General features: G+C 68.7%; 17 protein-coding genes and 1 tRNA gene. 7 read left to right on the top strand and 11 right to left on the bottom strand.

Features of this window, described 5'->3' with window-relative positions; genetic code table 11:
• Nucleotides 1–4 precede the first annotated feature (4 nt).
• The 4 genes from KF837_07140 (at nt 5) to KF837_07155 (ending at nt 4,489) form a co-directional block, all read left to right on the top strand.
• Nucleotides 5–973: a nicotinamidase gene (locus KF837_07140; protein MBX3227069.1), complete on the top strand. Its 969-nt coding sequence runs from the start codon at nt 5–7 to the stop codon at nt 971–973.
• A 57-nt stretch (nt 974–1,030) separates the two neighbouring features.
• Nucleotides 1,031–1,834, top strand: a complete 804-nt coding sequence (locus tag KF837_07145; GenBank protein ID MBX3227070.1) for a VWA domain-containing protein — start codon at nt 1,031–1,033, stop codon at nt 1,832–1,834.
• 142 nt (nt 1,835–1,976) lie between these two features.
• Nucleotides 1,977–2,705: an NUDIX hydrolase gene (locus tag KF837_07150; GenBank protein ID MBX3227071.1), complete on the top strand. Its 729-nt coding sequence runs from the start codon at nt 1,977–1,979 to the stop codon at nt 2,703–2,705.
• Between the two features lie 431 nt (nt 2,706–3,136).
• Nucleotides 3,137–4,489 (top strand): MATE family efflux transporter, encoded by a 1,353-nt coding sequence (locus KF837_07155; GenBank protein MBX3227072.1) that lies wholly within the window; start codon nt 3,137–3,139, stop codon nt 4,487–4,489.
• Nucleotides 4,490–4,758: 269 nt separating this feature from the next.
• On the opposite strand, the gene KF837_07160 is transcribed toward KF837_07155, so the two are convergent.
• Nucleotides 4,759–6,201 (bottom strand): choice-of-anchor D domain-containing protein, encoded by a 1,443-nt coding sequence (locus KF837_07160; GenBank protein ID MBX3227073.1) that lies wholly within the window; start codon nt 6,199–6,201, stop codon nt 4,759–4,761.
• A 475-nt stretch (nt 6,202–6,676) separates the two neighbouring features.
• A complete protein-coding gene (locus tag KF837_07165) occupies nt 6,677–8,824 on the bottom strand; it encodes an SUMF1/EgtB/PvdO family nonheme iron enzyme (protein ID MBX3227074.1) in 2,148 nt (715 codons plus the stop codon).
• Nucleotides 8,825–9,010: 186 nt separating this feature from the next.
• On the opposite strand from KF837_07165, the gene KF837_07170 reads away from it, so the two are divergent.
• Nucleotides 9,011–9,214 (top strand): hypothetical protein, encoded by a 204-nt coding sequence (locus KF837_07170; GenBank protein ID MBX3227075.1) that lies wholly within the window; start codon nt 9,011–9,013, stop codon nt 9,212–9,214.
• Nucleotides 9,215–9,269: 55 nt separating this feature from the next.
• On the opposite strand, the gene KF837_07175 is transcribed toward KF837_07170, so the two are convergent.
• Both KF837_07175 and KF837_07180 read right to left on the bottom strand, forming a co-directional pair.
• Nucleotides 9,270–9,342: transfer RNA gene (locus KF837_07175), tRNA-Phe, on the bottom strand.
• The gene (locus KF837_07180; GenBank protein ID MBX3227076.1) at nt 9,308–9,829 is read right to left on the bottom strand and encodes an endonuclease VII domain-containing protein; all 522 of its coding nucleotides are present in this window, start codon (nt 9,827–9,829) and stop codon (nt 9,308–9,310) included. Before KF837_07180 ends, KF837_07175 begins: the two co-directional genes overlap by 35 nt.
• 64 nt (nt 9,830–9,893) lie before the next feature.
• On the opposite strand from KF837_07180, the gene KF837_07185 reads away from it, so the two are divergent.
• The gene (locus tag KF837_07185; protein MBX3227077.1) at nt 9,894–10,409 is read left to right on the top strand and encodes a GNAT family N-acetyltransferase; all 516 of its coding nucleotides are present in this window, start codon (nt 9,894–9,896) and stop codon (nt 10,407–10,409) included.
• A 26-nt stretch (nt 10,410–10,435) separates the two neighbouring features.
• Here the strand turns inward: KF837_07185 and KF837_07190 are convergent, their stop codons facing one another.
• The 4 genes from KF837_07190 to KF837_07205 all read right to left on the bottom strand — a co-directional run bounded on the left by KF837_07190 (nt 10,436) and on the right by KF837_07205 (nt 15,488).
• Nucleotides 10,436–11,116 (bottom strand): TrkA family potassium uptake protein, encoded by a 681-nt coding sequence (locus KF837_07190; GenBank protein ID MBX3227078.1) that lies wholly within the window; start codon nt 11,114–11,116, stop codon nt 10,436–10,438.
• Complete coding sequence (locus tag KF837_07195) at nt 11,113–12,657, bottom strand: sodium:proton antiporter (GenBank protein ID MBX3227079.1); 1,545 nt, start codon at nt 12,655–12,657, stop codon at nt 11,113–11,115. The genes KF837_07190 and KF837_07195 overlap by 4 nt, the downstream gene beginning before the upstream one ends.
• Before the next feature lie 68 nt (nt 12,658–12,725).
• Complete coding sequence (locus KF837_07200) at nt 12,726–14,150, bottom strand: cyclic nucleotide-binding domain-containing protein (protein ID MBX3227080.1); 1,425 nt, start codon at nt 14,148–14,150, stop codon at nt 12,726–12,728.
• 33 nt (nt 14,151–14,183) lie between these two features.
• Entirely contained in the window at nt 14,184–15,488 is a 1,305-nt protein-coding gene (locus tag KF837_07205; protein MBX3227081.1) for a hypothetical protein, read from the bottom strand.
• Between the two features lie 342 nt (nt 15,489–15,830).
• Between KF837_07205 and KF837_07210 the strand changes: the two genes are divergently transcribed.
• Nucleotides 15,831–16,274, top strand: a complete 444-nt coding sequence (locus KF837_07210; GenBank protein MBX3227082.1) for a hypothetical protein — start codon at nt 15,831–15,833, stop codon at nt 16,272–16,274.
• Nucleotides 16,275–16,620: 346 nt separating this feature from the next.
• On the opposite strand, the gene KF837_07215 is transcribed toward KF837_07210, so the two are convergent.
• Genes KF837_07215 through KF837_07225 form a run of 3 tightly spaced genes read right to left on the bottom strand, consistent with a single transcriptional unit; the run spans nt 16,621 to nt 20,125 of the window.
• Nucleotides 16,621–17,622: a hypothetical protein gene (locus KF837_07215; GenBank protein MBX3227083.1), complete on the bottom strand. Its 1,002-nt coding sequence runs from the start codon at nt 17,620–17,622 to the stop codon at nt 16,621–16,623.
• A 44-nt stretch (nt 17,623–17,666) separates the two neighbouring features.
• Nucleotides 17,667–18,557: a hypothetical protein gene (locus tag KF837_07220; GenBank protein MBX3227084.1), complete on the bottom strand. Its 891-nt coding sequence runs from the start codon at nt 18,555–18,557 to the stop codon at nt 17,667–17,669.
• Nucleotides 18,554–20,125, bottom strand: a complete 1,572-nt coding sequence (locus KF837_07225) for a serine/threonine protein kinase (GenBank protein MBX3227085.1) — start codon at nt 20,123–20,125, stop codon at nt 18,554–18,556. Before KF837_07225 ends, KF837_07220 begins: the two co-directional genes overlap by 4 nt.
• Nucleotides 20,126–20,219 lie beyond the last annotated feature (94 nt).

Here is a 20,219-nt window from a genome sequence, read left to right on the forward strand (position 1 = left end):
CGCCATGCTGCCCGCGCCCCTGTTCCACGACGCCGCCAAGGTCCCCACCGTTCACGTCGAGCGCGCGTCGCTCGTCGCCGAGATCGCGGAGGAGTACCGGAAGAAGCACAAGGTCCCGTCCGCCGCGCAGGACAAGGTCCGGATCGCCGCGTTCGGCATCGACGCGCAGATCGGCTTCTGCACGCCGGGCGCGTCGCTCTTCGTGCCGGGCGCGGTCGAGGACACGCAGCGCACGATCGACTGGCTCTACAAGAACCTCGACAAGATCACGCAGCTCGCGTTCTCGCTCGACACGCACCGCGTCTTCCAGATCTTCCACCCGGCCTGGTGGATCGACGACGACGGCAAGCACCCCGGCCCCTTCACGCCCATCGCGACGAAGGACGTGAAGGACGGCCGCTGGAAGCCGGTCATGCACCCCGCGGAGTGCCTCGAGTACGTGAAGAAGCTCGAGGCGAGCGGCAAGTACACGCTCACGATCTGGCCGTACCACACGCTCCTCGGCGGCGTGAGCCACGCGCTCGTGCCGGCGCTGATGGAAGCGGCGATGTTCCACTCGCTCGTCCGCAACTCGCAGACGCACTTCGAGACGAAGGGCACCCACGCGATGACGGAGAACTACTCCGTGATGTCGCCGGAGGTCCGCGAGCTCGGCGGGCAGAGCGTCGGCACCTTCAACGCCGCGTTCTTCAAGCTGCTGATGGACTTCGATCGCGTGTACGTCTTCGGCCAGGCGAAGTCGCACTGCGTGCTCTCCACCCTGCGTGACATGCAGGAGCACATCGCGAAGGTCGATCCGAAGCTGATGAGCAAGATCTGGGTGCTCGAGGACGCGACGAGCCCGGTCCCCGCGCCCGCGCTCGATCCGCTCCCGCCCGCGCTCGACTTCCCGAAGATCGCCGACGCCGCGTTCGCCGAGCTCCGCGCGGCGGGGATGAACCTCGTGAAGACGACCGACCCGATCCAGCTCTGACCGATCGCGCCACCACCAAATTTTCGCGGCCGCGCGCGCGCGGCACAGGAGACCTCCATGTCGAATTCGAAGATCGATCCGAACACCGTCCTCGGCCTCGCCAACCTCTTCGCGAGCGCGAACGCGAGCGGCACGCTCTCGAACCAGAGCCGCCGCATCATCACCGGCAACCTCGGCGCGGTCGTCATCGCCGGCGCGGCGGGCAAGGACAACGAGGACATCCTCACGTCCGACGTCACGCTCGTGACGCTGCTCGTCGACGCCTCGTCGAGCATCCATCAGCGCGGGCTCGAGGACGCGGTGCGAGCGGGCCAGAACCTGCTCGTCGACGCGCTCGCGTGCTCGACCGCGTCCGAGTCGGTGCTGATGGCGCTCTGGACCTTCAACGAGGACGTCCGCGTCGTGCACTCGTACGTCGGGGTCGGCGACGCGACGCGGCTCGACAAGAAGACGTACAACGCGGCGGGCAGCACGCGGCTCTACGACACGTGGTGCGACGCGCTCGCGGCGAACGTCGCGTACGCGCAGCAGCTCCGCGACGGAGGGACGCCGTGCCGGAGCGTCGTCGTCGTCATCACCGACGGCGAGGACTGCGGCTCGAAGCGGCGCGCGAGCGACTGCGCGACGCTGAGCCGCGACCTCCTCGCCTCGGAGCAGTTCATCCTCGCCTTCGTCGGGGTCGGCACCGACGTCGACTTCCGCGCCGTCGCCAAGGCGATGGGCGTCCCCGACGGCTGCGTCACCGTGCAAGCGCAAGCCACGCCGCAAGGCATGCGAAAGGTCTTCGGCCTCGTGAAGCAATCGACCATCCGCGCGAGCCAGGGCGTCATCAAGCCGGGCCCGAACACCGGGTTCTTCTGACTCTCGACGTCGGGCTTCGCCCCCGACACCCCCACCCCAGACACGGCCCTCGCGCGGAGCGCTCGGCTCGCTTCGCGACCGCTGTGGCGGCCGCTTCTGGGGCCCCGACGTAGTATGGTGCTCGGCCGTGAAGAGGCGTGCGATCAGCGATGAGGAGGCGCAGTTCCTCGAGCAGTATCGGCCGGGGGCGTTTCCGCGACCGTCGGTGACGGTGGACCTCGTCGTCTTCACCGTCATCGATCGCCTCCTCCACGTGTTGCTCGTGCGGCGCAACGAGCACCCGTTCAAGGGACGCTGGGCGCTGCCGGGCGGGTTCGTCCGCGTCACCGACGATCGCAAGGACCAGGGCGAGGACCTCGACGCCGCCGCGCATCGCGAGCTCCTCGAGGAGACCGGCCTCTCGCACACCGCGAGCGCGAGCGTCTTCCTCGAGCAGGTGCGCGCGTTCGGCAAGCCGGGGCGCGACCCGCGCATGCGCGTCATCTCGGTCGCGTACTACGCGCTCGTGCGGCCGACGCTCGTGCCGCTGATCCGCGCGGGCGGCGACGTCTCGCACGCGAAATGGATCGAGGTCAGCGAGCTCGCGAAGAGCGACCTCGCGTTCGACCACGACGAGATCGTCGACGCCGCGCTCTCGCGCATGCGCGCCGACCTCGATCGCACGAGCATCGCCTACGAGCTGGTGCCGGAGACCTTCACGATCCAGGAGCTCCGCGCGGTCCACGAGGCGATCGGCGGCGCCGCCCTCGACCCGGGCAACTTCCGCAAGCGCGTCCTCCGCCAGCTCGAGGACGGCGTCATCGAGCACGCCCGCGGCAAGCGCGCGACGGCGTCGAAGCCCGCCAGCGTCTACCGCTTCGTGCGCCGCTGACTGCGCCCCTGCACCCACTCGGCTTTCGACACGGCTGAGATGAATAGGCGCGCACGAATTTCGTCGCCGCCCCTGGCGCGCGGAAAAGCCCATGCGCAGGTTCACCTCCTCCCCGCTTGTCGGGGTGGAGGCCGTCTGTCATGGTGAGAGCGTGATGACGAAGCGAGTCGACATCTGCCCGCAGGGTCGCGATCGCTAGCGCCGTCACCGCCGTGGAACCCACGGAGCCCCGCCCTCGGTGACGGTAAAGTCGACCGAGTGGACGAGGGGCTCCGAGGGAGTGCAGCGTGCTTATTTCGGATGGCGGTGCCCAAACAGGGCAACGAGGCAGTGAACGTCCAAAACGATCGGTCGTCCACGACGCAGACGGGCTCGCGGCCCGCGTCGAGGGACGACCTTCCTCCGGGTTCTACGAGCGCAAGCAGCGCAAGGTGAGAGCCTACCTCCGCTACGTGACGCCGAGCGCGGGCGTGACGCGCGAGCTCTTCCAGCTCGCGTGGCCGATCGCGGCGGCGATGCTCGGCGAGACCGCGCTCTCGCTCATCGACACGAAGCTCGTCGGCGGGCTCGGGTCCGCGGCGCTCGGCGGCGTCGGGGTCGCGACCACGTTCATGTACCTCGCGTACGCGATGACGTACGGCGGGATGCGCGGGGTGAAGGTCCGCGTCGCGCACGCGGTCGGCGAGGGCAAGGCGCAAGACGGCCTCGCCTACGCGCGCGCGGGGATGATCGTCGGCCTCCTCTTCGGGACGCTGGTGCTCGTCGCGTGCCGTGACGTCGGCGGCGTCCTCTCGCGGCTCGGCGCCGATCCCGAGATCGTGCCGTACGCGAAGGACTTCCTCGCCGCCGTCACGCTCGGCGCGCCGGCGACGTGCGCGCTCGCGGCGCTCATCCAGCACCGTCAGGGCATGGGTGACTCGCGGACGCCGATGATCGTCGGCATCGCGGGCAACGCGTTCAACGCGCTCTTCGCGTGGTCGCTCATCTACGGTCACTTCGGGCTCCCCGCCCTCGGCGTCCGTGGCGCGGGCTACTCCACCGCGACGACGGAGGTGCTCGAGCTCGGGATCATGTTCGCGCTCCTCCTCCGCGACGAGCGCCGCGCGACGACGAAGCCGACCATCACCGTTCGTAGAGCGGCGAAGGACATCCTCGATCTCGGTCTCCCGACCGGCATCCAGTTCACGGCGGAGACGCTCGCGTTCACGGTGTTCACCGTCCTCCTCGGCTCGATCAGCAAGGAGGAGATCGCGGCGCACCAGATCGCGCTCAACGTCATCCGCACGTCGTTCCTCCCCGGCGTGGCGATCGCGGAGGCGACGAGCGTGCTCGTCGGCCGCTCGCTCGGCCGCCGCCGTCTCTCCGAGGCGGACGGCGCGGTGAAGAGCGGCCTCGCGCTCGCGGTGGGCTTCATGTTCCTCTGCGGCGTGGCGTTCGCGCTCTTCGGCGGCCCGCTCGGCGCGTTCTTCTCGTCGGACCCCGCCGTCATCGCGAACGCGAAGCGCCTCCTCCTCGTCGCGGCCGTGTTCCAGGTGCTCGACGCGATCAACATCGTGCTCCGCGGCTCCCTCCGCGGCGCGAAGGACGTGCGCGTCGTCGCGGTCCTCGGCGTCCTCATCGTGTGGTCGTTCCTCCCGACCTCGGCGTACGTCCTCGGCAAGCACCTCGGCCTCGGCGCCCTCGGCGGCTGGCTCGGCTTCGTCGGCGAAACGGCGGTAGCCTCCATCCTCTTCTGGCGCCGCTGGAAAAAGGGCCCCTGGCGCCGCGACTACCAACGCCCCTGACCCCTCTCCACCGACGGAACCGACGCGGCGCCCCCCGGGGCCCCGCGACCGCGGCCGCGAAAGCGGTTGCGAAGCAACCCTCGCGCGCCAGCGCGAGGGCCGTGGTCGCGGGGCGGGGGTGTCGGGGGCAGAGCCCCCGACCAAGAAAAAACCCGTTCCGGTTGGGGAGGACCGGAACGGGCTTGAATGCTCGGGCTGCTGCGCGGGAGTGGAGAGAGCGGGAAGGGTTCGGCTCCCGCGCCGCGGTCAGAGCATGTTTGGTCTGCGAATCAGGCGGTGCGACGGCGGCGGACGAGGACCATCGCGCCGAGGCCGATGAGGCCGAGGCCGGCCCAGCCCGGGGTCGTCGAGTGGCCGGCCGCCTTGCAGCCGCAGCCGTCGCTGCCCTCGGCGCCGGCGCTCTTCGTCGAGCCGTCCGACTCCTCGTCGTCCTCGACGTCCGCGCCGTTCGCGCCGATCTTGAAGGTCTGGAGCGGAGAGTCCGCGTCGTTCGAGGCGATCGTGATGTCGGCCGAGGCCGCCGCCGCGCTCTCCGGCTCGAACTTCACCGAGAGCTCGTACTTGCTCTTCGCGGGGACGCTGACCGTGCCGCCCTCGACCTTGAACGCCGGGTTCGAGCTCGAGAAGCTCATCGTCGCGTCCTTCTCGCCCGTGTTCTCGATGATGACCTTCTTCGTCGCCGAGCCGCCGACCTTCACCGCGCCGAGGTCGACGTTCTTCGGAGCGCGGACGTTCGGCATCGGGATGTGGACGAGGACGGTCTGGAAGTTCACCGCCGTCGCCGGCGTGGTGAAGTCCTTCGTGTAGACGTCGTAGCCGACGTTGAGCTTCGCGTTGATGCTGGCGACCTTGTCGATGAAGACGAACGGCTGGACCGAGATGCCGCCGGTGACCTCCATGTTGCCTTCGACCGCGGTCATGACCTCGAGGTAGTCGCCGTCCGCCGCGTCGATGACGAGCTCGCTCGAGCCGTCCGCGATCTGGCCCGCCGCGCCCGAGATCGTCACCTTCGTCGTCTTGTACGTGAACGTCGGCTTCGAGACGGCGCGGACGCCGAACTCGCCGGTCACGTTGTTCGCGACGAAGTCCGGCATCTCGGACATCTGCATCGTGAAGAGCTCCGCCGCGGCGAGGTCCGGCGCGTTGAGCTTCGTCGAGACGGCGGTGAAGCCCCACGGCGCGAACGGCTGCTGCGCCTTCGAGTCGTAGCGGAAGTTCGCGCCCTTCATCTTGTTGAGGAGGTCGGTCGCGTCGTACGAGAACGTCGCGTTGAGGCCGAACGCGCTGAGCTTGAGGTCCATCGACGGCGTCAGCGTGTGACGAACCGAGACGAGGCCGTCGTTCGAGCCGCCGGTCTGCGCCTTCAGGATGATCTTCTTGTCGTCGCCCCAGCTCGCCTCGACGTTCGCGCCCTTCGGCATGTCGACGACGAAGAGCGGGCCGCCGTTGGTGACGGGATCGACCTTGATGCCGACGTTCGCCTGCACGATGCTCGGGCCGACCCAGCCGGTCTGGATCGAGCTCTCGAGACCCTTGCCGTGCTCGTACTTGAGCGACGCGGACCCGATCGACGAGTTCGGCGCCGACGCGCTCGGCCCCTCCGAGTCGACGTCGCCCTGGGCGCGGGCCTCGGACGTCGCGAGCGTGAGGCCGAGAACGGCCGCCGTCATCATCCCGAAACGAACCGCCGCCGAAATCGTGTGAGCGCGCATGATGGGTCTCCCTCTCTCTTGTCCCGTTGTCCCCGACGTGACGACATTCCCTACAGCACCCACCGTGCCGGAGATGTCCGAGATGTAGGATGTGCTCCCCAAGCAACAACGATCTGAAAGATCGCATACTTGGAAAATTGCACCAGTGTCGTTCCAGGTGGGCTGGAATATTCCTGTGGACTACACGATCCAGGCTTGGATCGGGATGGACCCACCTCGCAGATCGCTAAGTCCGCGACCCCACGTGAGCGGGCGGCCTAACTACGCCAGCCGACTCGATCGCCTCAACGCAGGGGCCTGCGGCCCCTGCACCCCGCTCGCAGCCGTAGGACGCGCGCGAAGACGCGCGCATCCTCCGCTGCTCGCCGATGTGCGCCCTTCCGGTCGGCCCATCTTCGAGACGGATCGAGCGCGCGACGGTGCTCGCGAGACGCGCGCGGTCCGGACCGAATTGCGCAGCCGAGCGAGCTGTGGATCAGCCGCCGTCGACGACTTCGAGCGCGCGGGCGCAGCGGATGCCGATGCCGTGGCTGCGGAAGGTCGGGGGCGCGGCGAAGCGGCGGTAGGTCGGGCGCACCCACGCCGGGTCGGCGCCGTTCCACGAGCCGCCGCGGACACCTCTCAGCTCGCCCGTCGCCGGGCCCTTCGGATCGATCTGCGCGTCGGCGGTGTACGGCGCGTTCCAGTCGGCGACCCACTCCCAGACGTTGCCGACGACGTCCTTCAGCCCGAACTGCGACGTGCCCTTCGGGAAGCTCCCCACCGGCGCCGTCGTCTCGAAGCCGTCGTCCGCCTGGTACATCGCCTCGAGCGCGTTGTTCGGGTCGGGGTGCAGCTTCGCCCACGCGACGCACTCGGTCCCGCACGCGTTCAGGAACTGCCCGTTCGACGGCGGGTCGTCGCCCCACGGATACTTGCGGCCGTCGGAGCCGCGCGTCGCGAACTCCCACTCCGCCTCGGTCGGGAGCCGCTTCCCGACCGCCTTGCAGTAAGCGTCGGCGAGCTCCCAGTCGACGCAGTTGATCGGGTGCTTCGCGCGCCCCTCCGGGTCGCGGATGTTGCAGAGCGGGTCGTAGATCTTGTGCGCCGTCGCGTCGATGCCGGGGTAGTCGTTGTCGCGCGGCGCGCGCTTGCACTCGCCGCGGTCGCTGCAAGCCTTGTACGCCTCTACCGTGACTTCCGTCACATCCATGCAATAAGACGAAAGCGTGACTTGGTGCGCGGGCCGCTCCTCCTCGAGGTCGTCCTTGTCGTCCGAGCCCATGAAGAACTTCCCGCCCGGGATCTGCGCCATCCCTTCGGGGCAGGTCGGAGGAGGAGGCGGCGGCGCGGGCACGGCCGACACCGACGCGCTCGCCACCGGCGCCGGCTTCGCCGCGGTGCCGCGGTACACGATGAGCCCGGTGCCGATCGCCCCGAGCACGACGAACGCGCCGAGCGCGCCGAGGACGAGACCGAGGTTCCCGCCCCCGGGAGGCGCGACCGGGCCGCTCGCGCGCATCGTCGCGTTCGGCGCGCGCTGGCTCTCCGGCGCGCGCTGGCTCTCCGGCGCGGCGGTGGTGACGAAGCCGGGCGCGGTGGGGCCGGTGACGCCGGCGCCGGTGGGGACCGACGGCGCGAGGCTTGTCTGCTGCATCGAGGCGTACCCCGCCCCCGTGTTGCGCGACGAGTCGGTCGCGAGGCCGCGCAGCGCTTCCATGCCGAGCGCGCCGCGGACCGCCTCCCAGAACTCACCCATCGACTGGAAGCGCTCTTGGATGTCGACCGCGACCGCGCGGCGAAGGACGGCCTCGAGCGCGTCCGAGAGCTGCGCGCCGTAGGTCCGCGGGGTCGGACGGCGGCGCGGATCCATCGCGCAGAACGCGAGCTGCGTGAGGTCGTCGCCGAAGAGCGCGGGCCGGTTCGTCATGAGCTCGGTGAAGATGAGCCCGAGCGCGAACACGTCGGTCCACGGCCCCGTCGCGCCGTGCTGGCGGCTGAACTGCTCCGGCGCGCCGTACGCGGGGGTGAACGAAGACACCTGCCCCGTCGTCTTCTGGAACGATCCGGCGAGCCGCTGCACGTCCTGCACGACCTTCGCGATCCCGAAGTCGAGGATCTTCACCGAGAGCTCACCGCGCGGATCGCCGAGCACGAAGATGTTCGCGGGCTTCACGTCGCGGTGCGCGATGCCCTTCCGATGCGCGAGCGCGAGCGCCTCCGCCGCGGGCTCGAGGATGCGGACGACCTGCTCCGCCGTGCGCGGCGGCAGCATCGCGGCGCGCTCGGCCTCGACGACCTCCTCGAGCGATTGGCCCTCGAGCCACTCGAGGACCATGTACGGCATCTCGCGACCGTCGGGCGTCTTGAGCTCCCCGACGTCGCGCGCCTGACAGATCGCGGCGGAGCGCTCGGAGAGATCGGCGAGGAGTCGCCCCTCCTGGATGAAGTCCTCGACGAGCCCGGCGCGTTTGTCGGGCGGGAGATCGCCGAGCGCGCGGAAGACCTTGAGCGCGACGGGCCGCTTCCACACGCGATGGTTCGCGCGATACACGAGCGCGAAGCCGCCCTCGCCGACGACGCGCTCGATCTCGTACTTGTCCGAGACCGTAGTACCGACGAGGGAGAGCGGGTCTGCGAGCATCGCGGCGTCCGGAGCGTACCAAGGTCTCTACGCCGTGACCCAATCTCCGGTTTCACGCCACTCACAGCGTCTTGGCGCAGCGAAATCCAACGCCATACGACCGCACCAACGCGGTCTTCGGCGCGGGGTGAGCCACTCGTCGTCGCACTCGCTCCTCGTCCGAGGAGGTCGCCGCATCCCGGCGCGATGATCTTCCCGCCGACGGTGCCGAAGCCGGCCTTCTGTGCATCCTGCACGACCTTCGCGATCCCGAAGTCGAGCAGCTTCACGACCACGCCCTCCGCGCGCACGCGCGGTCCGCCGAGCACGAAGACGTCGCGATGCGCGATCCCGATCTTGTGCGCCCCTTCCTGGATGAAGTCCGCGTCCCGCGCCGCGTGGCAGACATAAAAACGCCGAAGTCTCTTTGCGGGAGCGCTTTGGCGATTTTCGCTGTAATTTCCAGTGCCTGGTCCCGGAATCGAACCAGGGACACGGGGATTTTCAATCCCCTGCTCTACCAACTGAGCTAACCAGGCAGGCCCGTGAGGGACGCGAAACATCATCGGTCTCCGCGCCGATGTCAAGCGCCTTGCCGTGGTGCTCGAGGTAACGAATCGCCGCCCGCAGGAGCCGCGGATCGTCGCGGAACTGACCGAGCCCTGCGTTGCACTTGCGGCACAACATCCCGCGGACGCGCCGCGTGTCGTGGCAGTGATCGACGCAACCAGGATCGGGCGCACGACAGATCGCGCAGCGCCCGTCCTGCGCCGCGAGCATCGCCCGCACGTCTCTCGTCGTGACGCCGTAGCGACGCCTCCGGTCCTGCGCCTGGACCTTGAGCGGGTTCTCGGCGCGCCATGCCTTCGTGCGAAGGCGCGACGACTCTCGCTCGCCGAGCAGGTTCGCCGCCCACCTCTCGCGTGACGCGCGCGCGCGGCACGGCCGGCAGCGATTGCGCGTCCCGAGATCGGTCGACCCGCAGGTCGCGCAGACGCCGCCTTGGTTGATCGGCTTGCGAGGCATGACTCCCCCGTTGCTTTTTTCTTGCCACGTTTCGGAGGCGCGTCCAGCGCTATCCTCCGCGCGCATGGCGGTGCTTCGTGGGGTGCGTGTGGCGTTGCGGGCGGTGGTGGAGGGGGACCTCGCGCGGCTGCGGGAGATCCTCGGCGAGCCTGGCGTGGCGCGGTGGGGGTTCGAGCTCGGGGACGAGGAGCTGCTCGGGATCGAGACGGACGACGACCTCGCGATGAGCGCCTTCGCGATCGAGCTCGCGGGGCGCGTCGTGGGGTGGATCGGAGGCTGGGAGAAGAACCACCCCGAGTACCGGCACGCCGGCATCGACCTGTTCCTCGCCGACGACGCGCAAGGCAAAGGCCTCAGGCCCGAAGCGATCCGGCTCGTCTGTCGCTACCTCTTCGACGAGCGCGGCCATCACCGCATCACGATCGATCCCGCCGCCGCGAACGAGCACGCGATCCGCGCCTACGAGAAGGTCGGCTTCCGCCGCGTCGGCGTCCTGCGGCAGTACGAGCGCGGCCCCGACGGCTCGTACCACGACGGCGTCCTCCTCGACATGCTCCGCGCGGACCTCCGCGACGACTGAAGATCGAAGACCGAAGACCGAGAGCGCTACCGGTCGGCGCGACGGAACAGGTCGATCGCGGCGGCGAGGTCGTCGCGCGCGGAGACGAGCAGGACGTGCATGCCCGCCTCGAACGTCGAGCCGCCGCGCGGCGTCTCGAGCTTGCCGTCGTGGCTCATGCCCGCGACGACGCACGACGCCGGCAGCACGTTCGCCTGCGCGATCTCGCCGAGGGTCTTGCCGACGACCCAGGCCCCCTCCGGGATCGTCATCTCGAACGCGATCGTCTCGCCGGTGCCGGTGCCGAGCACCATCGAGTGCCTCACCGCGTCGAACTCGATCGCGATCCCGAGCGCGCCGACGAGGATCTCCGTCTCGGAGAGGATCTCGTGGATGCCGGCCGCGGTGTACACGCCGCGGTAGCCCGGGTCGCGCATGCGGACGAGGACCCGCTTGGCGCCGAGCGTGCGCGCGAGCAGCGCGCAGCCGAGGTTGTCGGCGTCGCGGTAGAGCATCGCGAGCACGGCGTCCGCGCGATCCGGCTCCGCCTGCTTCAGCACCGTCGCGTCGGTCGCGTCGCCGGCGAGCATGACGATGCCGTGCGCCTCGGAGGCTTGCTTCACGACCTGCGCGTCGCGCTCGAGCACGACCACGCTGTGACCGCGCGTCTGGAGATAGACCGCGAGGTTCAGGCCGCCGCGGCCTGCGCCGGCGATGACGATCTTCACTTGTGCTCTCCTGTCGGCGCCGGAGCGCCGTGAGTGGTCGCGAGGCGGAACCGCTCGCGGTCGATCCGCTCGACCTCCTTCTCCGCCGTCTCGATCGCGACGAGCCCGCGCCGCGCGGCGTCGAGGAGCGCCGCCTTCTGCGCCGCGAGCACGGCGCCGTCGATGATCGCGTCGTCGGCGGCGTCGGCCTCCGGCGTCCGGAGCGAGCCCTCCGCGTCGATGATGATGCGCTGGAACGCCGCGCGCCGCACCGCGTGCTCGGGCCGCGACATGATCCCGGTCGCGAGCATGCCGTCGAGCTCCACCTGCCCGCGCCGCGCCGCGATCAGCCGCGCGCGCGCGACGTCGAACACGTCGTCGGTGGCGGAGCCGATCCGGAGGAACTGGATGAAGCGGCGGAACGGCAGCGCCTGCGTCATGAGCGTGATGAACGTGACGCCGAAGACGATCGTGACGAGGCGCTCGCGGTACGGGAGCCCCTGCGGCAGCGCGAGCACGGCCGCCATCGAGAGCGCGCCCTTCACGTTGCCGAAGACCATGACGTGCTGCCACTTGAGCGGGAGGTCCTCCTTCCTCAGCGCGCGGAGCACGAAGAAGGTGCAGTACACCGCGACCGCGCGGCCGGCGTGGAGCGCGACGACGGCGGCGAGGATCGCGAGCGCCTCGGTGATGAACATCCGCGCGTCGATCTGCATCCCGACGAGCACGAAGAGCAGCACGTTGATGCCGAAGCCGATCGCCTCCCAGAAGCCCTGCAGCGCGAGGACGCGCGAGGGATCGAGCTCGCGCCGGGCCGCGCGCCCGACGACGAGCCCGACGATGACGACCGCGATCACCGGCGACGCGTGGATGTGCTCGGCGAGCAGCGACGTCGCGAAGACGAGGACGCCGGAGGCGAGGATGCCGGTGAGGTGATCGGGCGTCCGCCGCAGCGCGGCCGAGCCGAGCGCGCCGAAGATCGCGCCCATGCCGAGGCCGCCGACGATGGCGAGCAGGAGCGCGCGCGTCGTCGACGCGACCTCGACCGTGCCGGTCTGGAGGATCCCCGCGGTGAGGCTCACGAGGACGAGCGCGGTCCCGTCGTTGAAGAGGCTCTCCCCTTCCATGATCGCGGCGAGGTGGTGGGGGACGCGCGTGCTCCGGAACGCGAGGAGCACGCTCACCGTGTCCGTGATCGAGAGCAGCGCGCCGAGGAGGAGCGCGGCGCTGAACGGCAGCCCGAGCGCGAAGGTCGCCACCGACGCGGTCGCGAAGAGCGAGATCGCGACGCCCGGCACCGCGAGCGCGAGGATCGGCCGCGCCGCGCTCTTCAAGCTGTCGGCGTCGGCGAAGAGCGCGCCCTCGAAGACGAGGACGGGCAGGAACGCGACGAGGACGACCTCCGGCTCCATCGGCGCGTGCGGCAGCACGTTCGCGAAGACGAGCAGGAGGCCGATGACGACGAGCGCCACGTTGTACGGCACGTTCGCGCGCTTGGCGCCGATCGCGACCGTCGCGCCGACGCCGAAGACGAGGACGTAGCTCTCGAGGGCCTCGCGCATGGCGTGACGACCCTAGAGCGCCGGGCGCGCGAGGACAACCCATCACGTTCGCATCGTCACCCCACGCGTCAACGCCTGCTCATCGGGAGCGGTTCGTTCGCCGTCTCCGCGAGGTAAGCGAGGACCGGCGGGTACGTCGCCGCGAGCGACGCGAACTGCCCCGACGGCATCCGGAGGAGGACCGCCTCGGAGGCGGCCCGGATCGTGACGTCCGACTTCCCGCCCATCAGCGACGCGTGCCCGAAGGCGGTGCCGCGCGCGATGCGGATCGGCTCGCCGTCGGTCGGCTCTTGCACGACGTTCCCGGCGAGGATGACGTAGAGGCCGTCGCTCCGGCGATCGCGCTCGGCGAGGAGGGTGCCCGCGTCGGCGCGGCGGACCTCGAAGCGCTGCGAGAGCTCGAGGCGCCCCGCGGGATCGAACGCGGAGAAGAGCGGAGACGTGTGCATCAGGTTCGTGATGAGGCGCCGCGCGAGCAGATCGAAGAGCGCGTCCTCGACCTCGGGGAACTTCGCCATCACGCGCTCGAGCGCGGTCTTGTCGATCTTCAGCGTCATGAGCTGCGACTCGGCCTTCACGTCGGCCTGGCGCTGCCCTTCGTCGAGGAGCGACGACTCGCCGAACACGTCGCCCTCGACGAGCCGGATCTCCGGGCTGCCGGCGACGATCACGCGCGCGGTGCCGGAGACGATCGCGTAGAGCGCGAACGCGAGCTCGTTCTTCACGATCACCATCGCGCTGGGGACGAACTCCACGAGCTCGGCCGCGTCGGTGAGGGCGACGAGCGCGTCGCGCGAGAGCGCGGCGAAGAGGCGGAAGCTCGCCATCTTCTTCAGCGCGTCGAAGTCGCTCACCTCTTCGACGTCCGAGAGCGACACCGGCGTCGGCGCCTCCGAGACCTCCGCGGTCGCCGAGGGCTCGGGCGTGACCTCGATCCGCTCCGAGACGCTGAAGTCCTCGAGGAGGACGGAGATGCTCGCCTCCCCCGCGTCCGAGAAGCGGACCTCGTCCGCGCCGACGTCCGGCGCGGGCGTCAGCTTGACGGGGCGGACCGGGAGCGGCGGCGGCTTCGCGTCGCTCGTCCCCACGCGCGGGGCGAGCGGCAGCGGCGGCGTATTCCCCGCTTTTGGTGCTTGCGGCGCGTTGACGGGGAGCGGGGGCGGCCGCGTGAGGATCGGCCCCGCGTCCTTCGGCAGCGACTTCTCGAGGAGGTCTCCGCGCGCCGAGTCCATCGTGCTGACGAGCTTCGCCATCGCGATCGCGCGCGGGAGGAAGCCCTTCGCGAGGTAGCGCTCGAACGCGCGCACGAACGCCTCGACCGCCTCGTTGCGCTGGCTCGTCCGGCGGTAGGCCTCGCCGAGGCGCTGCGACCACTGCGGCTCGTTCGGCTGCAGCTTCTCGAGCTCGACGAGCGCCCTCAGCGCGTCCTGCGGCTTGTTCTTCTCGGTCGCCTTGTGCCAGGCAACGCGTAGCTCTTCGACTCGGTCCGCCATGAGGCGCCGATTCTCGCAGAGACGGCGCGCTTTTTACAGCGCGTCCCGCGTCCAGGCGATCTGTTCGGGCGAGAGCTTCGGAATGGACGAGGGCTTCTTCACTTCGATGCTCTTCGTCGTCCCGTCCTTCGCCGCCATGACGTCGGTGACCTTGTTCATGCGCTGGTGGATCGCCTTCCACGTGTAGTCCGACACCCAGACCGGGCTGCAGTAGCTCATGAAGTCGGCGTGGTCCTCGCCGCTCTTCAGCTCCTTCGTCAGCGGATCCCACCCCGACGTCCCGACGCGCGCGTCCTCGTACGGGTACTTCTTGTCGATCGCGTTCGGGTTGCCACACGGCGCGTGGAGCCGCCCCATCGCGTGCGCGAGCTCCTGCGCGAGCGTGCCGCCCGACTTCTCGGTCTGGTAGCCGAGCACGAGCGCGGACCGGAGCGACATGTTCGTGTCGAGCTCGGCGTTGTAGCCGCTCGCGGGCGCGATGCCGAGGATGCATCCGCCGCCGCCGCTCATGCAGAACTCGCGCAGCGTAGGGGCCGGGGTGAAGACGCCGATGTAATAGACGTCGTCGTCGACCTCCTCCTCCGCGCGCATGTTCATGACGGTGTTGAGGAGCTCGCTCCATCCGTCGCCGTCGGGCGCGATCGGGATCGGGAACGCGAGCTCGGCGTGCAGCGACACCTCGACCTCGGAGACGGGATAGAGCTTGTAGAGCGCGTCGTGGTAGCGCTTCACGTTCGCGTCGCTGAGGTCGGGCAGGCGCTCCTCGCCCTCGGCGGTGTATTTCACCGGCACGAGCTGCACGCGCAGCGGAGGCGCGTCGACCGCCTCCGCCGCGATCGTCTCGTCGCCCTCCGGGAAGTGGATCGCGTCGTCCTTCGTCGCGCCGATCACGTCGACGGAGAGCTCGAGGTCCTTCGTCACGAGCTCGGCGTCGAGCTCGAAGTTGAACGTGGTGTCGAGGTCGCTGTCGACGTACACGCCGAGCGAGCGCGGGCCGGCGGAGAGGACGGTCTCCTCGCCGCCGCTCTTCACGTGGAGCTTGGCCGACACCTTCGGCGGCCGCGCGCCGGCGAGCCGCTTCGCGTGCACGCGCACGAGCGCGGGGCGCTTCGTGAGGATGGGGGCGTTCCGCTCCTCGGTGAGCGCGCCGTCTTCGACGAGCCGCACCTCGACGCCCTGGTAGATCGAGACCCGATCGATCGAGACGCCGCCCGCGACCGTCTTCGTGGGTTCCGTCGAATTCGTGTCAGGGGTCGGCTGCTCGGTCCTCGTGATCACCTCGGTCCCGCACGCGGCGCTGAGGAGGGTGAGGGCGAACGCAAGTGAGCGGATCTTCATCGAGCGCCGGTGCGGCTTAGCATCGGCCGCCGGGAGGGCCCGTCCGAAAGCGTTTCCTTCGCGTCTCAACGATCTTTGCTACGACGGAAAAGGCGAACGGTGGAGACCATTTATGCAGCCATTCCCGCGGCGATCGCGGGCTCTTTCCTGGCGCTCCGGGCGGGGTGGCGGGCGTGGCAGCCGGCGCGCCTGCTCCTCGCGGGGCGTTATGAGGAGGCGGCCCGGGCCGGGACCGAGCTCGACCGTTCGTGGCTGCGGGTTTTCCCGTCGGTCCGGAGCTCGGCGCGGTATGCGATCGCATGCGCGCGGCACCTCGCGGGGGATCTGGAGGGCTCGCTCGAGGTGACGGCGACGCTGGAGAAGCGGGATCGCTACGACGTCCGCTCGCTCGACGCGGCGAGCCTGGTGCTGCTCGATCGCGACGCGGCGGACGCGGAGCGCGCGCTCGTCCTGCTCGAGCGCCTGCGCGATCGCGCGCCGGAGGATCATTTCCTCGAGTCGCTCGCGCGCCACCGCCTCGGCAAGGAGGCGACGCTCGCGCGCGACGTCACGGGCGCGCCGGCGCCGCCGGGCGATCGCGCGACCATCTTCTACTTCCTGCGCGGCCTCTACTACGCGCGCGTCCGCGGCCTCGACCACCTCGCGCGGGAGGACTTCGAGCGCGCAGCGGAGGGCGCCCACGCCAACGTGTACTCACAGCGGGCGCGAAGCATGCTCGCCGAGCGCGCAGCGGACGAGGGCCCATCGAGCCTCGCCCCACAGGTCGTCGCGAAGCGCGAGGAGTGAGGGCTCGAGCGGACATGCGCGTTCGAGTCATTTTTCTTTAGGCCCGCACGACGTCGTCTCGCGCTTCGACGTCCTCGCGTGGGGCGCTGGTGGGCCTTCTCACCTACGATGTCCTCTTCACGCCGCCGGCACATCGCGAACACCATCGAACACCGCGACGAGCACTCGACCCATCGACGTTTCCAAGCCCGCCCGCACTCGACCTCGAAGCTTCGACTCCGTCGCTCTTTCCCTCTCCCTGAACCCTCTCCCTCTCCCTGAACCTCTCCCTCTCCCTGAACCTCTCCCTCTCCCTGAACCAAAAGCCTCGAGTGTCGCGAAACCACGCGCCCAGTTGCCGAACCTCTTAGAACGCGTCCGCCGTTACCTTGTCGTAAATAACGTTACAATACCCTGGGTTCGCGAACCCGACGTTTCGTGCTCCCACCGAGAATTGCATCTGTAGATCGGCCGTCCCGACTCCCGCGACCTGGCCGAAGGGCCGAGTAACTTGGTGCATCCTCTTGGTCTTCGGGTCGTAGCCGAAAACCGTGATCGAGGCTGTACCGCTGGCGCGAATGACGTCGAACCTTGCGTGCTCCCACTTGTAGTTCGGTTCAGGCTGAAGTGAAAAGTATTGGAACGAGCTGCACTCGCGGGCACCGTAGTTCTTGATGCACCCGCCGTATCCGTGTTCGGTCAAGAATAGTTCGATTCGAAAGGTCTCGGCGACGGGATTGAAGAACGAACCGAACTTCAGGTACGCGAGTTTGATGTACGAGCTGGCGTCCGAGCAGTACGGGTTGAGATCGAATTCGAAGACGACGTGCGGACGGTCGTACGGAAAGTCGTACGTCTTGTGGAGGTACGCTTGCCAGTCGCCGCCGATGCGGATCTGCGCCAGGAACCCCTTCGAATCGGGCGCCCCGATCCATTGCTGAACGTTGGCCGTCGAGGTGTCGCCGGCTGGAACCACAACGAAGCCATCCCAGCAGCCGGGACAGATTCCTTCGAGCGACGGTCCGTCGAAATCCGAGCAGAAGCCGTGAGGATTGTTGGAGCACCACGTCCCCGGGCCGCTGGGGACGGTCGCGCCGGCGTCCTGAAGAGGTACGCTCGCGTCTTCAGGGCCAGACGTCGGCGTGGGTTCTTCGCCAGCGTTGGTCGGCGGCGCGGGGGGTGGGCCCGCATCGGGTGGTGGCACCTTGTCGCGAATCGCTCCGTCGGGCGGTCGACCGGCATCGGCTAGCTGAACTGAACCTCCGGCAGCGTCCTTCGAAGAGGTAGGTGCCGCATCAGGCGCATCGGCACGCTGCGCTACTAGTTCGTATGAGGCACATTGGGTTGTCGCTATGAAGACGAGTACCACGGTTGTCGAAGCGAAGACGCGCAACGATAGGTGTAAGGCATTTTTCATTGAAAGCGGCCTCCCATGCCCAGCCATCCAAGTCCGATCAGAGGTCGGACGTCTGTTCGACTCGTCGTTTTTGTTTGTGTCGGACTCGATGGGCTAGCAACTAGGAAATAGCTGCCGAGACCGAGGCCGATCGCCGCGACACCGAATCCGATCCCCAGGAGGATCCTGTCTCGCGTGAGTGCGTCTACTTCGGCTTCACGCTCACGCGGACAGCGCTCAGTCTGCGCTCCCGTCGGCACGCCGTCAGCGTCGAGCGTGCAGGTCTTCGCGAGCGACGCATTTTGAAGACGCTCGCTCACCAAGAACACGATGCCCGTTGCGAGGCCGGCGGCGCCGATCCCGTAGGACACCCACGTGCCGACGGGCACGCCACTCTTCGTCTCAGGTGTCGGGGGCAACGAGGCCGGCGCTTCCAGGGAGACCATGTCGACCGGCAGCGCGATCTCCAACACGCCATCGGTCTCAGCCAGCCGCACGACGACCGCGCGCGACTCGGTGGTGGTCCCCATGGTGGCTATGACGGTGTGCTCGCCTGGGTCTAACTCGAGCGCCTGTCCGGGCGCTTGTGACATTCCATCGACTTTGATCGCCGCTGCGGCCAACGGGGTTCCGCGGCGATCAACAACGCGCACCGTCAGCTTCGGTATCAGCGGCGCGACGGCCCCCAACCAGCCAGTACACGCCTGCACGATCGACGGTGGGCACAGGGCGCTGGAGCAAGTGCGGAGCGCGGCTCGACGAGCGAGAAGCTTCTCCGGCGTATCGCGGCGGAGCACCTGCGCTTGGACGTGGGCTGTTGTACACGCGGCTTCCTCGGTAGCGTGCGCGGTAGCCTCCGCTGTCGTTGCAGCAACTGTCAAAAAAGCCGTGCGGATCCACATATTCATGGACACCCAGCTTTGTGAACTTGAATGCCGTCAACGATGGTGAAGGGCGGATTGCAGTTGAGTCGTGGCGACGTTGCGGTCGTCGTCGTTCCTACGCGTGGCTTCACTGCGGGAGCTTTGATCCGTAACGTTGCAGAAGCGATCGGCCGCGGCAGACTTGTTGCGGGTGCGGCCGTGGTCGCGGGCGGCGATTCGTTCTCGCGCGCAATTGCCGGCTCAGTCGGTGCTGCGGGGGGCAAAGCGGGCTCGCCGCGGGTTTCACTGGGTGAAACAAGTGAAGCGGACTGAACGGCTTCGTCGCGAGGATTCGCCAACGTGTGCACACCCACGGCGGCGAGCGCGACGACGATCGCAATGGCCCCCACCACGCCCCATCTCGGCGAGAACCGCCGTCGCGTCGGAGCTTCGTCCGAATCGGGTTCTGGCGCATTGCTAGTGCGCGATTGGAACCAGCGACGAAAGGCGTCGCCAACGCGTTTCCACGCCGGCGTTCCCGGCGCTGCGTCGCACTCGGTAATTGGCGCGCTTGAGACTGGCCGCCCCGTGGTGCCGCCAAGAAGGGCTGCCCTATTTCCCGGGGACGCGAGCGTGCCAGAACGCTGATTGATTGGCTTCACGCCAGCAACCGCGAGCATCGTCTCGCTGAGGGTGCCCCGAACGACCGTCGCGTCCTCGGTCGGTTCGAACGCCTTCAAGCGCGTCTGCGCTTCCTCCAACGCGGTGCGCATGTCGTTAGCAGATAGCCATCGGTTTGCCTTCTCGAACGCGAGCGCGCGGTCCACAAGCTCCACAACCTCCGTCGGCGCTTCAGGCAGCACCGCCGCGAGCGAAGGCGCAGGACGAGTGGCCGCGAGAATCGCGATGTGCTGCCCGGATTGTCCTTCGTGAACGGAGCGTCCGCTGAGAAGCGTGTACATGGTTGCGCCCACAGCCCAGATATCCGTCAGGGGCCCCAGTTCGTTTACGAGGCCACCGGCCTGCTCGGGCGCCATGAAGGCCGGCGTGCCGAACACCGACCCCGTCGATGTCGCGCTGGACACCGCCGCGTCGCGAACGCGGGCGATTCCGAAGTCGAGCACCTTCAGCTCGCCTGAGGTCGTCACGAACAGGTTCGCCGGCTTCAAATCGCGGTGAATGACGCCCGCGCCGTGCGCAACGGTGAGCACTGCGCAAAGATCCGACGCGATGGTGAGAACCGTCTTCGCGGGGAGCTTCCGACCGTATGCTTCCCATAGCTCCTCGACGCTCTGTCCTTCGAGTAGCTCCATGACGAGGAAGGCGGCGCCGTCCTCAGCCACGTCGTCATCGACCACTGCGACGACCCCCGAGTGCTTTACCGCATTCGCCGCCTGCGCTTCCCGCAAGAACCTCTTTCGGAGGTCCGTGCGGATCGACAGCTCCGGGTGAAGAAGCTTCAACGCCACGCGTCGACCGTTGCGGTGCATCGCCTCGTAGACCGACGCCATGCCCCCGATGCCGATGACGCGCTCCACGGTGTACTTGCCGCGAAGGACTGTACCGACCCGCGCCTCTGCGCGAGCCCGAAGGTCGTCGTCCACTTCGGTCATGCGCTTACCGCAAGCTGATGCGTGAGATCCCTCCGACGCATATTAGGTCACGTTAGACCCTGTTTTCGGAGACGTCCAGCGTCGACCGTCCGGA

It is taken from the genome of Labilithrix sp., assembly GCA_019637155.1.
GTDB lineage: Bacteria > Myxococcota_A > Polyangia > Polyangiales > Polyangiaceae > Labilithrix.

Excerpts from the sequence above, each read along its gene's own strand:
- KF837_07165 (MBX3227074.1), bottom strand. The coding sequence starts at position 8,824 with ATGCTCGCAGACCCGCTCTCCCTCGTCGGTACTACGGTCTCGGACAAG.
- KF837_07195 (MBX3227079.1), bottom strand. The coding sequence starts at position 12,657 with ATGCGCGAGGCCCTCGAGAGCTACGTCCTCGTCTTCGGCGTCGGCGCG.
- KF837_07225 (MBX3227085.1), bottom strand. The coding sequence starts at position 20,125 with ATGACCGAAGTGGACGACGACCTTCGGGCTCGCGCAGAGGCGCGGGTC.
- KF837_07140 (MBX3227069.1), top strand. The coding sequence starts at position 5 with ATGCTGCCCGCGCCCCTGTTCCACGACGCCGCCAAGGTCCCCACCGTT.
- KF837_07220 (MBX3227084.1), bottom strand. The coding sequence starts at position 18,557 with ATGAATATGTGGATCCGCACGGCTTTTTTGACAGTTGCTGCAACGACA.
- KF837_07180 (MBX3227076.1), bottom strand. The coding sequence starts at position 9,829 with ATGCCTCGCAAGCCGATCAACCAAGGCGGCGTCTGCGCGACCTGCGGG.
- KF837_07145 (MBX3227070.1), top strand. The coding sequence starts at position 1,031 with ATGTCGAATTCGAAGATCGATCCGAACACCGTCCTCGGCCTCGCCAAC.
- KF837_07205 (MBX3227081.1), bottom strand. The coding sequence starts at position 15,488 with ATGAAGATCCGCTCACTTGCGTTCGCCCTCACCCTCCTCAGCGCCGCG.
- KF837_07160 (MBX3227073.1), bottom strand. The coding sequence starts at position 6,201 with ATGCGCGCTCACACGATTTCGGCGGCGGTTCGTTTCGGGATGATGACG.
- KF837_07185 (MBX3227077.1), top strand. The coding sequence starts at position 9,894 with ATGGCGGTGCTTCGTGGGGTGCGTGTGGCGTTGCGGGCGGTGGTGGAG.
- KF837_07200 (MBX3227080.1), bottom strand. The coding sequence starts at position 14,150 with ATGGCGGACCGAGTCGAAGAGCTACGCGTTGCCTGGCACAAGGCGACC.
- KF837_07170 (MBX3227075.1), top strand. The coding sequence starts at position 9,011 with ATGATCTTCCCGCCGACGGTGCCGAAGCCGGCCTTCTGTGCATCCTGC.